This window comes from Acinetobacter faecalis (assembly GCF_034187745.1).
GTDB classification, from domain to species: Bacteria; Pseudomonadota; Gammaproteobacteria; order Pseudomonadales; family Moraxellaceae; genus Acinetobacter; species Acinetobacter faecalis.
On record NZ_JAXHPF010000006.1, the window covers coordinates 175,207 to 189,921 of the forward strand.

General features: G+C 35.9%; 10 protein-coding genes. 7 read left to right on the top strand and 3 right to left on the bottom strand.

Annotated elements, in window-relative coordinates; translation table 11 throughout:
• The first annotated feature begins 299 nt into the window (after positions 1 to 299).
• Positions 300 to 2,879 (top strand): ATP-dependent chaperone ClpB, encoded by a 2,580-nt coding sequence (gene clpB, locus SKM54_RS08545; protein ID WP_321091117.1) that lies wholly within the window; start codon positions 300 to 302, stop codon positions 2,877 to 2,879.
• A gap of 130 nt (positions 2,880 to 3,009) precedes the next feature.
• On the opposite strand, the gene rlmKL is transcribed toward clpB, so the two are convergent.
• A complete protein-coding gene (rlmKL, locus tag SKM54_RS08550) occupies positions 3,010 to 5,223 on the bottom strand; it encodes a bifunctional 23S rRNA (guanine(2069)-N(7))-methyltransferase RlmK/23S rRNA (guanine(2445)-N(2))-methyltransferase RlmL (protein ID WP_154772194.1) in 2,214 nt (737 codons plus the stop codon).
• Between the two features lie 251 nt (positions 5,224 to 5,474).
• Here rlmKL and SKM54_RS08555 point away from each other — a divergent pair, with 251 nt between their 5' ends.
• The gene (locus SKM54_RS08555) at positions 5,475 to 5,831 is read left to right on the top strand and encodes a hypothetical protein (RefSeq protein ID WP_154772193.1); all 357 of its coding nucleotides are present in this window, start codon (positions 5,475 to 5,477) and stop codon (positions 5,829 to 5,831) included.
• A 159-nt stretch (positions 5,832 to 5,990) separates the two neighbouring features.
• Here the strand turns inward: SKM54_RS08555 and SKM54_RS08560 are convergent, their stop codons facing one another.
• A complete protein-coding gene (locus SKM54_RS08560; RefSeq protein ID WP_321095137.1) occupies positions 5,991 to 7,295 on the bottom strand; it encodes a D-alanyl-D-alanine carboxypeptidase PBP6B in 1,305 nt (434 codons plus the stop codon).
• A gap of 179 nt (positions 7,296 to 7,474) precedes the next feature.
• On the opposite strand from SKM54_RS08560, the gene SKM54_RS08565 reads away from it, so the two are divergent.
• Positions 7,475 to 9,178: a M61 family metallopeptidase gene (locus SKM54_RS08565; protein WP_321095138.1), complete on the top strand. Its 1,704-nt coding sequence runs from the start codon at positions 7,475 to 7,477 to the stop codon at positions 9,176 to 9,178.
• A 90-nt stretch (positions 9,179 to 9,268) separates the two neighbouring features.
• A complete protein-coding gene (locus SKM54_RS08570) occupies positions 9,269 to 9,952 on the top strand; it encodes a hypothetical protein (protein ID WP_321095139.1) in 684 nt (227 codons plus the stop codon).
• Positions 9,953 to 10,002: 50 nt separating this feature from the next.
• Here SKM54_RS08570 and SKM54_RS08575 read toward each other — a convergent pair whose 3' ends face one another.
• Positions 10,003 to 10,794 carry an rRNA large subunit pseudouridine synthase E gene (locus SKM54_RS08575; protein ID WP_321087093.1) on the bottom strand — a complete coding sequence of 264 codons (792 nt, stop codon included), beginning with the start codon at positions 10,792 to 10,794 and terminating at the stop codon, positions 10,003 to 10,005.
• Positions 10,795 to 11,559: 765 nt separating this feature from the next.
• Between SKM54_RS08575 and SKM54_RS08580 the strand changes: the two genes are divergently transcribed.
• The 3 genes from SKM54_RS08580 to SKM54_RS08590 all read left to right on the top strand — a co-directional run bounded on the left by SKM54_RS08580 (position 11,560) and on the right by SKM54_RS08590 (position 14,569).
• Positions 11,560 to 12,576, top strand: a complete 1,017-nt coding sequence (locus tag SKM54_RS08580; RefSeq protein WP_321095140.1) for an aspartate carbamoyltransferase catalytic subunit — start codon at positions 11,560 to 11,562, stop codon at positions 12,574 to 12,576.
• A gap of 9 nt (positions 12,577 to 12,585) precedes the next feature.
• Positions 12,586 to 13,821 (top strand): dihydroorotase, encoded by a 1,236-nt coding sequence (locus SKM54_RS08585; RefSeq protein ID WP_321095141.1) that lies wholly within the window; start codon positions 12,586 to 12,588, stop codon positions 13,819 to 13,821.
• 160 nt (positions 13,822 to 13,981) lie between these two features.
• Positions 13,982 to 14,569, top strand: a complete 588-nt coding sequence (locus tag SKM54_RS08590) for a hypothetical protein (protein WP_321095142.1) — start codon at positions 13,982 to 13,984, stop codon at positions 14,567 to 14,569.
• The last annotated feature ends 146 nt before the right edge of the window (positions 14,570 to 14,715 follow it).

A 14,715-nucleotide genomic window follows, 5' to 3' on the forward strand; every position in this document is an offset into this window, starting at 1 on the left:
AATTTTTTGTAAAGATTTTAAGAGATCGATTTTTAATCGGTCTTTTTTGTTTGAATAAAATCATTTAAATGAGCAAATAAATAGAAGAAAGTAACAAAATAAGTGAATATGATATTAATTTTTAGATTTAACCTTGAAATAAAGCAATAAAACACCCATATTATAACTGCAATATTTGTCTTTAATTTTAAATTAAATATTTGAAAAATATAAATAAAAACATTAAAAAAGATTTGAAATTTTCTAAAGTATCTCCATATAAGGTTTAAGTAAAAAATTTGTTGTGAGGTAAAACAAGAATGCGTTTTGAAAAATTTACAAATCGCCTGCAGCAATCTTTGTCAGATGCTCAATCTTTAGCAATGGGCAAAGATCATACATCTATAGATGGTATTCATATTTTAGCAATGTTATTGGAAGAAGCTTCTAACCTTAGTTTATTGCAACAAGCAGGTGCGAATCTTCCTGAATTGAAAAAGAAATTACAGCAGGCATTAACAGATGCACCAACTTTGTCAAACCCAACAGGTGATCTGCATTTAAGTCCAGATGCTGTGAAAATATTAAATTTAGCAGATAGTTATGCGCAAAAAGCAGGTGATGAGTTTGTTTCGACAGATTGGGTCATGCTTGCACTTGTAGAAGTGAGCTTAACTAAATCGTTATTAACAAGTGTTGGCGTAAATAAAGATAACTTACGCAGTGCAATTGAAAAAATTAGAGGGAATGACAAAGTGATGAGCAACAATCATGAAGATCAACGTGATTCACTCAGCAAGTACACAATCGATTTAACAGAGCGTGCCGCTGCAGGGAAATTAGATCCTGTAATTGGTCGTGATGATGAAATTCGTCGTACTGTTCAAGTATTGTCACGTCGTACCAAAAATAATCCTGTACTGATTGGTGAGCCGGGCGTAGGTAAAACAGCCATTGTTGAAGGTTTGGCACAACGTATTATTAACCGTGAAGTGCCAGAAAGCTTACAAGGTATGCGTGTTTTATCTTTAGATTTAGGTTCATTGCTTGCAGGTGCAAAATTCCGTGGTGAATTTGAAGAGCGACTAAAAGCAGTTTTAAATGATCTTGCGAAACAAGATGGTGAAGTGATTCTCTTTATTGATGAATTACACACGCTTGTAGGTGCAGGTAAGAGCGAAGGCGCAATGGATGCAGGAAACATGCTTAAACCTGCATTGGCACGTGGTGAGCTTCGCTGTGTAGGTGCAACAACGCTTGATGAATATCGTCAATATATTGAAAAAGATGCTGCACTTGAACGTCGTTTCCAAAAAGTTCAGGTTGATGAACCCTCTGTAGAAGATACTGTGGCGATTCTACGTGGCTTAAAAGAGCGTTATGAAGTTCATCATGGTGTGAAAATTTTAGACTCTGCAATTATTGCTGCTGCAAAAATGTCACATCGTTATATTACAGACCGTCAATTGCCTGATAAAGCCATCGACTTAATTGATGAAGCTGCGTCACGTATTAAAATGGAATTGGATTCAAAACCAGAGCCATTAGATAAGCTTGAACGTCGTTTAATTCAATTGAAACTTCAGCTTGAAGCTGTGAAAAAAGATGAAGATGCAGGCAGTAAAGCTGAAATTAATCATCTTGAAAAACAAATTGATGAAGTGCAAAAAGAGTATAGCGACTTAGAGGAAATTTGGATTGCTGAAAAACGTTTAGTTCAGGGCGATCAACAAACTCAAGCAGAGCTAGATCAAGCACGTATTGCATTGCAAAAAGCACAACGTGAAAATGATTTATCTGAAATGGCACGTATTCAATATGGTGTGATTCCTGAACTTGAAAAACGTTTAAGCGAAGAAGAGGCAAATGAAGATAAGCCTGAACCTAAACTTTTACGTAATAAAGTGACTGACAACGAAATTGCGGAAGTTGTAAGTGCGGCAACAGGTATTCCTGTCGCAAAAATGATGCAAGGTGAACGTGAAAAACTTCTTCAAATGGAAGATTTTTTACATAAACGTGTTGTTGGTCAAAGTGAAGCTGTGGTTGCTGTATCGAATGCGGTACGTCGTTCACGCGCAGGGTTATCTGATCCGAACCGTCCAAGTGGTTCATTCTTATTCCTTGGACCAACAGGTGTGGGTAAAACCGAATTAACCAAAGCACTTGCGAACTTCTTATTTGATAGTGACGATGCAATGATTCGTATCGACATGTCTGAATTTATGGAAAAGCACAGTGTAAGCCGTTTGGTGGGTGCGCCTCCGGGTTATGTGGGTTATGAAGAAGGTGGTGTATTAACTGAAGCTGTACGTCGTAAGCCATATAGCGTGGTGTTATTTGACGAAGTGGAAAAAGCACATCCAGATGTATTTAATATTTTACTTCAGGTACTTGATGATGGACGCTTAACAGACTCGCAAGGTCGTGTGGTGGACTTTAGAAATACTGTAATTGTAATGACATCAAACTTAGGTTCACAAGATGTGCGTGAATTGGGTGATGGTGCATCGGAAGATGAAGTACGTGCGGTAGTTATGGGTGCTGTGAATCAACACTTCCGTCCAGAGTTTATTAACCGTATTGATGAGTTAGTGATTTTCCATTCGTTGAAAAAATCACAAATTCGTGGCATTGCAGATATTCAGTTGGATCGTTTACGCAGTCGTCTGGCGGAACGTGATTTAAGCTTAACTGTAGATGACACTGCATTTGATTTATTGATTGATGCTGGATTTGATCCAATTTATGGTGCGCGTCCATTGAAACGTGCAATTCAACAGAAAATTGAAAATCCACTTGCTCAAAAAATCTTAGCAGCGGACTTTATTGCAGGTGACACTATTCTTGTTCATTCGAATGAAGGTCACTTAAGTTTTGAGAAATTGAAACTTAACTAATCTAAAGTTTGTTGATATCTTTTAAATAGTTACTAACCAAAAGTATGTTTATTCAATTAAATGTACTTTTATGAAAATAAAAAAACCGAGCCAAGGCTCGGTTTTTTTATTTAAAGCAAAAACTTAATGATTAATTCTGCTCGTTTTGTGGGTGAGAAATTTTCCACGCACGGTGAATTTTTGTATTACGTTTAAAGTCTGGACCAATGGTTTCATTTGAAATTTCTTGAACATCGTAGAATGCTAAGATTTCTTCATCCATTTCAAAACCGCGGTAGTTATTCGAGAAGTATAAAGTACCGTCAGTTGTTAAGCGGTTCATTGCACGTTTAAGTAATGACAAATGGTCACGTTGAACGTCAAAAGTACCGTAGAACTTTTTAGAGTTAGAGAAAGTAGGTGGGTCAATGAAGATTAATTCATATTGCTCATGACCTTCTTTCAACCATTCGAAACAGTCGCTTGCAAAGAATTGATGCTGTTCATCTGGATGATCTACAGTTAAACCATTTAGTACAAAGTTTTCTTTAGACCAGTTTAGGTATGTATTCGACAAATCGACACTTGTAGTGCTAGCAGCGCCACCTAAAGCAGCGTGTAAGCTTGCTGTAGATGTGTAGCTATACAAGTTTAAAACGTGTTTGCCTTTTGCTTCAGCAGCAATACGTAAGCGCATTTGACGATGATCGAGGAATAAACCTGTATCTAAATAGTCAGTTAAGTTCACTAAAATTTTAGCTTTGCCTTCTTGCACAATAAAGCGCTTAGATGCAGTACTTTGTTTTGTGTACTGAGTTTTACCTTCTTGGCGAGCACGCGTTTTAATGAAAATAGCGTCACGACCTAAACCAGTTACAGAGCGAATTGCAAGTAAAGCAAGATTGAAACGACGTTTTGCTTTTTCAGGATCAATTTGTTTTGGTGGTGCATATTCTTGAACGTGTAAACGATCGCCATATAAATCGACAGCAACATTAAAGTCAGGTAAATCTGCATCGTATAAACGTAAGCAGTAAATGCCTTCTTTTACAGCCCATTTTTTAAGGTTCTGCATGTTCTTTGTTAGGCGGTTTGCAAACTCCATTGCACCTTCAATTTCTTCAAATTGACGAGGTTGCCATTCTTCTAAGAAAGGCTTGCTTACAGGAGCAGGTTTTACAGTACCAAAACGAATGTAAATTGGTAATTTACCATTCATTAAACGCAGAATTTGCGGATCGTTGAATGCAAGAACGTCTGCTTGTTCAACTTGTGATGCAATAACGGCAGCAGATTGATTTGGGAAATGCTTTTGTAATAAAGCAGATAAACCTAAATACAATGCTTTATTAGATGCTTTTTCACCTAAACGCTCACCATAAGGAGGGTTAGTTACAACAAATGAAACTTTGCCTTCATTTTCGAAATTAGGCCAATCTGCAAGCGTACGTTCTTCAATTTGAATTTGATCTAAAATAGATTCAAAACCCGCAGCAATAATGTTTTGCTTTGTTGCTTTTACTGCTTCCCAGTCTGCATCAAATGCATAGAATTTTGGTAATTGTTTTTCAAGCGCAGCAGCATGACGTTCAGCAGCTTCAGCTTTAATTGACATCCAAAGTTCATGGTTATGACCATTCCAACCATTAAAGCCGAAACGACGCACTAAGCCAGGCGCACGATCAGTCAAAATGAATAATGATTCAATGATGAATGTTCCTGAACCACACATTGGGTCAAGAATGATGTCTGGATTTTTTTCTGCAAGTTTTGCTTTATGTAAAATTGCTGCTGCAAGGTTTTCTTTAATCGGGGCATCTGTCATAAAACGACGATAGCCACGTTTATGTAAAGAATCACCAGATAAATCTAGGCAATACGTATGCTCAGTTTTACCTGCAAGAATGAACATTGTAATTTCAGGTTGTTTTGTATCGATGCTTGGACGTTTGCCCACAGCTTCCATAAACGAGTCAACAACACCATCTTTTGCACGTAAAGTTGCAAATTGCGTATTTACCTTAATGTCACGTTCTACGTGTAAACGAATAGCAAAGGTACTTTGTGGTGCAAAAATAAGCGACCAATCGAAGCTAATTGCACCTTCATAAAGCTCTTCTGCAACATCACGAGCATCATGTGAAAATTCAATTTCATGTGTATGAATAGGCATAAGTACACGTGAAGCCAAACGTGACCACATGCAAACACGGTATGCGTTTTCTAAATTGCCTTGGAAAATTAATCGACCAGGTAGACGTTCAATATTTTGAATACCTAAACCTTCCATTTCTTCTTGGAGTAAGGTTTCAAGTCCATCTGCACAGGTAACCCAATATGTAGAAAGACGGGGTTTCGAATTCATGTAAATTTCCAAAAGCAAAAAAGCAATCTACTATTTTAACGTATTTTCATGCTTTTGGGCTGATCTACAGGTGAAGATATGTAGGAAAATTAGAGTCTAGTGATTTTTAAATGCATTTTTATTGTAAATAAACCTTATTTACACAGTTTAAAAAATAAATTTTATTAAAAATAGACATGAATTTATAAATTGGTATGCATTTTGCTTTTTATAAAATAAGAATTTTTATTAAAACTTTAAATGGGGGAAATATGAATAGGGAGATTTATAGCAATTTGGGGAACTCTGCTTTTTCGGTAGCAACTTTACTTTACACGCGCTTAAGAAGAGTGTCAGGACGGGTTGTTGATGTTGTTTATCTTTCAGAAAATGCAGATTATGCAAAGTATGTTATTACATTGGCTTTAGAAACTAAGGATGAAGATTTAATTAAACATGCAGAAAGCTTGAAGAAAATTTTAGGATTAGAAACTGAAAAACAAGAATTTAAATCACCTGTTCAAATATTAGAAGAATCGGCAGAAAAATTACAGGCATCTTATGAAGCGACTGAGGAGGAGGTTTATAAAGCGCAAGTGTCGCATCACTATATTGGAAGCTTACGTTAATAAAAGGGAATAGCATTGTTTTTATTGGGGAAATAATAAAAAAATAAAGCAATATAGATATAAGAATTGGTGTTTCAACACTATTAAGTTTAAAGCCACTCAAGTAACAGTAAACCGTTACTTGAGTTTTTTTTTATTTATGTCTTTAGGTTGAAATGCTTAACTTTGAAGTGGATAAATTTTTACTTTATCTGCATTGCTAGAAAATAAGCTAGAGAACCACATGATGATTTTTTGGAAGATATTTGCTTCTTCAACTTGAACATCTTGGTTTAAATGTAGCGTATTAATCAGCACGTTATTTTGATACACCTGAACCGTTGCAAGCTGCATTACTTTCGCAATAGGCGCAATAATTTCTTGTGCATTCACTTTAACATCGTAGTGCGTATTTGTTTGAGTAAGTGGTTCAATTTGCTGAATAGTGCCATTACCTGTATTTAACATGACACGGTTGTTTACTTTGTCATACGTTGCTAAATCAATTGCGTAAATTTGGTTGTATAAAGATGTCGTAACGTATTTAGGTTCTGTTGCGGTAACTTTAAATAATTTTAAAGTTGATTTAACAACAGGAATATCAGCAATGGTTTGTTTTTCTTTAATTGCGACTTCATTGCGTGTGTAGGTATAAGCCAAGTTTAATAATGTTTCTGCAATTTCAGCGCGCTTTTGAGCACTTTTTGCACCCATTACGACCACAATTAAACGTCTATTTGGTGCGTTTAAATCTGCAGTTGGGCGATGTGCTGTTAACGTTAAGTTATAACCTGCTGCTCGTGTAAAGCCAGTTTTTAAACCATCTACGCTTGGGTCTGTTTTTAAAGCCAAATTGGTTGCGTGGTGAAAGCGTTGGTTATAGCTAAAACTTGGCATAATAGAATAACGCAAATATTCAGGCGTTTGCTTTGTTACAGCTTGACCTAAAAGTGCCATATCGTATGCAGATGATAAATGATCATCCATCGTAATGCCCGCAGGGTTTGAAAAATGTGTTTCTTTCATTCCTAAAGCTTGTGCTTCTTTATTCATGCGCTGAACAAATGCAGGAACTGAACCTGAAATACGTTCTGCAAGCGTAACCGCAGCATCATTTGCAGACATTACAATTAAACCTGCAAGTAACTGATCTACAGAAATCGTTTCAGTTGGCTTGAGGTACATTTGAGATTCATCCCATTGCACCGTATTGACGACAGGTGTAGCAGTAATAATTTCATTTAAAGATAAGCGACCCGCTTCAATTTCTTTAAATGCAATATAAGCGACCATCATTTTAGTCATAGAGGCAGGTGCTCTTTGCACATGGCTGTTATGTTCTGCAATGACTTGACCCGACTGAGGGTCTAAAATTGTCCAAGCTTCGGCTTCCACACTTTGTGGAACAATGTTGAGTAACGCAGCTTGAGTTAAAGTTGAACACAATATGCTCAATATTGTGAGTACATAAATAACAGCTTTCAATGAAAATCCTTAGTCAAGTCGGGCCGTGACTGTTGTAGCGCAAAAGAGGGTAAATGCTATGCCTTTTTTTTAAAGCTGACTAGTCAAAAATGCAGACATTTAACACAGTTCAGCACTGTATTTAAAAAAAATGATAAGCTAGAACTAAGTTTTGTAAAATATATTTTGAATTGCCTATTATGCTGCATTATCAAATCGAATTTGACGATTATCGTCAACATCTTGTACACGTAACACTTCGCTTTTTGGCAGATCCTACACAAGTTCTGACTTTACCGACTTGGATTCCGGGCAGTTACTTAATTCGTGAGTTTTCTAAACACATCGAATCTGTAAAAGCATCAGATGAAGATGGTCGTCTGTTAAAAATTAGCAAATTTGAAAAGAACAAATGGCGTTTGTTTAATACAGATCATGAGCTGATTACTGTTGAATATGACGTATATGCTTATGATTTATCTGTACGTGGCGCATATGTAGATCAAAACCGTTTATACATTAACCCAGCTTGTGCTTGTATTGGCTTAGTTGGGCATGAAGATAAACCTGTTGAAGTTGAAGTGTTTTTACCGCCAGAGTTAAAGCATTTTCAATTGGCAACGGGCTTAAAATCTAAAAGCTTGGTGAAAGGTCGTTATACATTAAAAGCGAAAAACTATGCAGAACTGATAGATTCTCCATTTGAATTGGCAGATCAAACACGCTTTAGTTTTGAAGCAAATGGCATTGCACATGAATTTGTAGTTTCAGGTCAGCACAAAATGAATGCTGAACGTATGAAACAAGATATTGAAAAAATCTGTGCGACAGAGATTTCAATGTTTGGTTCTGCGCCATTTGAAGACTATACCTTTATGACAATGGCAACAGCCAATAGTTATGGCGGTTTAGAGCATCCGAACAGTACAAGCTTAATTAGCCCGCGTGATGATTTACCAAAAGCCAATGAGCCTATAGAACCATCTGAAAATTATCAACGCTTTTTAGGTTTGTGTAGCCATGAATATTTTCATTCTTGGTTGGTGAAGTTTATTCGACCTGAAAACTTTGTAAATTACGATTTAAACCGTGAAGGCTATACGTCTTTATTGTGGATTTTTGAAGGTTTCACATCTTATTACGACGATTTAATTTTGCTTCGTAGTGGTGTAATTAACCAAGATTCATACATTAAATTGTTAAAAGCACAAATTGATCGTTACTTACAAAACCCGGGTCGAGAAATTCAAACGGTTGCGGAAAGTAGTTTTGATGCTTGGGTGAAATTCTACCGTCAAGATGAAAACTCAAATAACGCAGGTACAAGCTATTACAACAAAGGTTGTTTGGTTGCGCTGTGCTTAGATTTAGGCTTGCGTTTACGTGGTTCTAGCTTAGATGCTTTAATGTGTAAGTTGTACGAAAATGCACAAAATGGCATTCAAGTACATGAAGGTACAATTTATGAATTGTGCAAAGAATTAACAGGTGATGATTGGTCTGAACAGATTAATCACTTGATTAATACCACAGATGAATTGCCTTTAGATCAGCTATTCCCTGAATTTGGTGTTTCTTATACTTTAAAAAATGACAAAACTTTGCCATTTGGTTTGAAACTTGCCGATAAGCCTGAAGGTGTTGTGGTTCAATCTGCACGTCGTGATGGAGTTGGGGCGAAAGCAGGTCTTTCTGCTCTAGATGTGATTATTGCAATTGATGGCGTAAAAGCATCTGTAAAATTACTTGAGCAATATGCGAAAGAGGAAGGTGTGTTTACTGTTTATGCTTTCCGCCGTGATGAGTTAATGCAGTTTGAAGTGAATGCTTCGGGTTCTGTTTTAGCTGAAGTTGAGCTTAAAGTTGAAGATGCTGTAAAAGCGGAAAAATGGCTTAAAGCTTAATTGCTTATAATGGAAAGATCATGTAAAACCCATACTTAGGTATGGGTTTTTTATTGCCTGAAATTTATTATTTATGAGTAGAAAAATAAAGTGAATGAGAGAAGTTCTAAGTTTGCGGTTTGGATGACAATTTTATGGCTAGGTGGAATATTTAGCTTTTATATACTGGGGCTATTTGAAAGACCAGAGTCCTTTAATGAGTTAGGAGATTTTTTAGCAGGTGTATTTGCACCTGTTGCTTTTCTTTGGTTAATTTATGGATATTTTCAAAATTCAGAAGCACTTCAAGCACAAATAAAAGAAATGAGCGATGGTGTGAAACAACAAGCACAGTTAGTTAATTTACAAAGAGAACAGTTGGAGAGTCAGAAAAAAGTTTTAAAACCATTTATATCAATAGATAACATTAAATTGAAATTATTAGAGTGTGATTCTCATGAAATTAGAGTTAATAATAGTTTCAATAATTTATTCGTTTTTGAAATAACATTTGAAGTTAAGAATGCGGATGTCCGTGCTATAGGGATATATAATTCAAATGATAAAGTTCTTTATGAGGTCGATTTTATAGGCAAAAATGAATTAAGAACAATGCCAGTAGTTTATAAAATGGATGAAATTGTTGTTAATAATGATAGGGTTCGTAATAGGATTATTATTAAATTTAAAGATTCATTTGAAAATGAGTATTGCGAGGAATATATCTTATGTGCTGAGATGGATAGTGATCATACATTATTTAATATACATTCACCTTATTGTTATAAAGCCTAAAACAAAACCCCTCAATTGAGGGGTTTTGTTTTATAGCAAATTTCTAAATCTTAACGACCGTTACGTCCGCGGCCACGTGGCGCTTTCGTATTTGGGCGTGTAGTACCATTGGTTCTACGCTTCGGCTTCTCGCTATCATCCATCTGCCAAATACGTTTAGTACCTGAAGTTTTCTTAACAGAACCATCTTTATTCTTACGAACCATTGGCTTACCGCCAGTACCACCCGGTTTTTTCACATAAGAACGTGAACGGTACGGCTCTTCCGCAGGAACATTTTGAAAGTCAGGGTATAAAAGCGGTTCAATCTCTTTCGTTTCACCCGGTTTCAATTGCATTTGAACTAAATCAATTTGACCAATTTTAGTACGAATTAAACGCAAAGTAGGGAAACCAACCGCAGAAGTCATACGACGAACTTGACGGTTACGACCTTCACAAATAGAAATTTCAACCCAAGATGTTGGCACAGACGCACGGAAACGAACAGGAGGATTACGCTCCCATAACCATTCAGGCTCTTCCACTTTTTCTGCTTTAGCAGGCAAAGTCATACCATCTTTAAGCTCTACACCTTTACGAAGTTGCTCAAGTGCTTCTTCAGTTACATCACCTTCAACCTGAACCAAGTAAGTCTTAAACTTCTTATTTTCAGGATTCGTGATGTATTGGTTTAAACCACCATGATCGGTTAAAAACACTAAACCTTCAGAGTCCATGTCCAAACGACCAGCAAGACGCAACGTTGGATCGTTAACGAAATCCGCCATAGTTTGGTGTTTTTCGTCGGCACGGAATTGAGAGAGAACGTCATAAGGTTTGTTTAGAATAACAATTTTCATTGTAACCTATTGATATAAAATAAAAGAATTTTTTGAGCTTTGGGAGTTACCCGTTTAAGAACCCAATTTAATAAAGGTAGGGTGTATTGAGGTGTAAAAAAGCCCACTAGATGTTGCCTACTATAGCAGATTCTTGCTTGTGCTCCTCTATTTTATTTTTATGTGAAATTAAGATTGATTTATAAAGTTAAATTTTTTGCTTTGTATTGTTTATTTAAGTTTTCTAAAAATAATCGTGTACAGCTAAAAGTCATTATTAACTTTTAATAACTATCCCTTTACTACGAAAGTAATACTCGGAAAAGGAATTGGGTCGAACCTGTACTTATGGACAAAAGAATAATAAGAAGTAAATAACATACATATTCAAAAAGACTATTTGTAGGATTGTTCAGAAAATAGCGATGAACTAGATATAAGGATACAACTAAAATAATTGAAATGATGGCAGACATTAGAAAATTAGCTTATTTATATATTTTTATTAAAACATATTTATGATTTATAAATTCCCTAAATATGACTTTTAAAAATGAAACTTTAACTAAAATACCAAGTTGTTGATATATGTAATACGATTTTAAATTCATCTTTAAAATTCGCAACTTAGCTTTTTGATAAAACTATCTAATTGAAATTATTATTGGATATTGAGTTTTTAATTGTAATTGTTAAATGTATTTTGATCATTCAATAGTGTATTTCACTGCAAAGTTGGATTGAATGTCTGTATAATATGTTGACTTAGCATATAAGGAATCCACCATGCATTTGGCGGCACTGCATACCCCGAGCCAGATTCAGCTCAACCAAAACGGAAACCTAAAGCACTTTTTGACCATTGAAGGTCTATCTAAAGAAACTCTCACAAAAATATTGGACACAGCACAGTCCTTTTTTAATGACCAAAATCAGCTAATTACCAACAATCTTTTAGAAGGTCGTACGGTAATGAACCTTTTCTTCGAAAACTCTACACGTACTCGTACAACTTTCGAAGCAGCTGCAAAGCGTCTTTCTGCAAATGTATTAAATATTGATATTGCTCGCTCAAGTACATCTAAAGGTGAAACGTTACGTGACACGCTTTGGAACTTAGAAGCGATGGCTGCAGATATTTTTGTGGTTCGTCACTCATCTTCGGGTGCAGCACATTTTATTGCTAAAGATGTATGTCCAAATATTGCCATTATTAATGCAGGTGATGGGCGTCACGCACATCCTACGCAAGCAATGTTAGACATGCTAACGATTCGCCGTGAAACTAAGAAAAAATTTGAAGATATTTCTATTGCCATTATTGGTGATATTAAACATTCACGTGTAGCACGTTCAGATGTTGCAGCATTGCAAACATTGGGCTGTAAAGATATTCGTGTCATTGCGCCAAATACATTGCTTCCATATGGTTTTGATGAATATGGCGAAGGTGTTCGCTTATTTAACAAAATGGAAGATGGTATTAAAGATTGCGACGTGATTATTACCTTACGTATTCAAAATGAACGTATCGATTCTCCTGCGTTGGCTTCACAATCTGAATTCTACAAAATGTACGGCTTGAATAAAGAACGTCTTGCTTTGGCAAAACCAGATTGCATCGTTATGCATCCAGGTCCTATGAACCGTGGTGTAGAAATTGACTCAAGCATTGCAGATGGTTCGCAATCTGTAATTTTGAATCAGGTAACAAACGGTATTGCAGTTCGTATGGCAGTACTTGCGTTATCTATGCAAGGTCAGTTGCAAGAAAAAGGTTTACTAGAAGCACTTGCGGTATAAGGGATAGTCATGAGTATTGTTAAAATTGAAAATGTACGTGTCTTAGACCCAATTGCTAAAACGGACAGCGTACAAACTGTATATGTTGAAAATGGCAAATTGGTTGCCGAAACAGCCAATGTTGCTGAAACCATTAGTGGTGAAGGCAAATGGTTAATGCCAACCATGGTAGATTTGTGCGCACGTTTACGTGAACCGGGTCAGCAACAACATGGTACGTTAAAATCTGAAGGTAAAGCGGCACGTGAAAATGGTATTTTGCACGTATTCACGCCACCAGATTCAAAACCAATTGTTCAAGATAATGGCGCACTTATTCACGGCTTAGTTGAAAAAGCGATGTTAGATGGTGGTATTTATCTACAAGTAATTGGTGCTCAAACCCAAGGCTTATTAGGTAAACAACCTGCAAACATGGCTGGTTTGAAAAAGGGCGGTTGTACTGCTGTTTCAAATGCCAATGCAAGTTTTGAAAATGATGATGTTGTACTTCGCACATTAGAATACGCAGCAGGTCTAGATATGACTGTTGTGTTCTATGCAGAAGAACCTCAAATTGCGAAAGATGGTTGTGTGCATGAAGGTTTTGTTGCATCGCGTCAAGGCTTGCCAACAATTCCTGCTTTAGCAGAAACCATTGCCATTGCAAAATACTTGCTAATGATTGAAGCAACAGGCGTAAGTGCTCACTTTGGCTTATTGTCATGTGGTGCCTCTGTTGAGCTCATTAAAATTGCGAAAGCCAAAGGTTTAAATATCACTTGTGATGTTGCAATGCATCAACTGCATTTAACAGATCAATTGATTGATGGTTTTAACTCACTTGCACACGTGCGTCCGCCACTTCGTTCTGAAAAAGACAAAGAGTTGCTTCGCCAAGGTGTGAAAGATGGTGTAATTGATGCGATTTGTACGCACCATGAACCATTAAGCAGTTCTGCGAAAATGGCACCATTTGCTGAAACATTATCTGGATTTACAGCGTTTGATACCTATATTCCATTTGGTATTCAACTGATTAAAGAAGGTTTGTTTGAACCTTTAGAATGGGTTGAAAAAGTGACTGTTGCACCTGCAAAAGTTGCCAATATGTATGATCGATGGGTGGCTGAATCTGGTTGGGTATTAATTGATCCTGAAGTTGAATGGACAATTACCAAAGATTCAATTATCTCTCAAGGTAAAAATACGCCATTAATTCAGCAAACTGTACGAGCGAAAGCACTTCGTACTTTTACAGCTTAGCTTTAATTGTGGTACTAAATTAAAGTGTAATGATAAAAAGTCAGCCTAGGCTGACTTTTTTGTTACATAAATATATTTAATAAGAAATTTAAAATGTTTTACATAGAATAAAAAATAACCTATAAGTAGTTGAACTGACATTTACATTCGTGGGGGCGAAATGTCTTTTAATATAATTTATTTATTACAACAACAAGTAACACCTATTGTTCTTGCTGAAGAAAAAGAAGATTTTTTATTTAAAAAACAGGCTTTAACTGATTTTTATCCTATTCTATTATCCGCAATAAATGCCAAACCAGAATTGTTCGAAAAATTACGTGATCAAGTCCAACCAGATATCACAGAGATTTTTGATAATAATTTAGAAACTACTCAGCAAGTTTTAAATTATATTAGTGGGGAAGCGTCTACAGAAGATGTAAATAGCATATTAAATGCATCGCTCGGACCTTCTTTAAACTTACTAGTAAGTGAAGCAGGCTCAAGTGATATACAAGTGATTGGGCATTTAATTAAAGGGCAAATGCCATTAGTACTCAATGCTTTACCTGCATGGTCGGATGATTTGCTAAAAATTTCGGGTATAAGAAATTCAGTAGAAGAAGTTCGTGAAGAATTAAAAAAGCCTGAAGAGTTGAGAGCTACACGTTCTGGTAAAAAGAAGAAACCATTTCCAATACAATATGTTGTAGTCTTTATTTTGGCTGTACTTTTATTTATGGTGGTGAAATCATTTTTAGAGTAGAACAATAATGGTTCGAAAATACAAATTCGAAAGTAGTGTTTGGGGTTACATTATAGATTAATAATTGCCAAGTTCTGAAACTATAGAAAAGGTAAAATGAGTTTATTTCATAATTTATAAAAAGTACAAATGAATTAATTTGTACA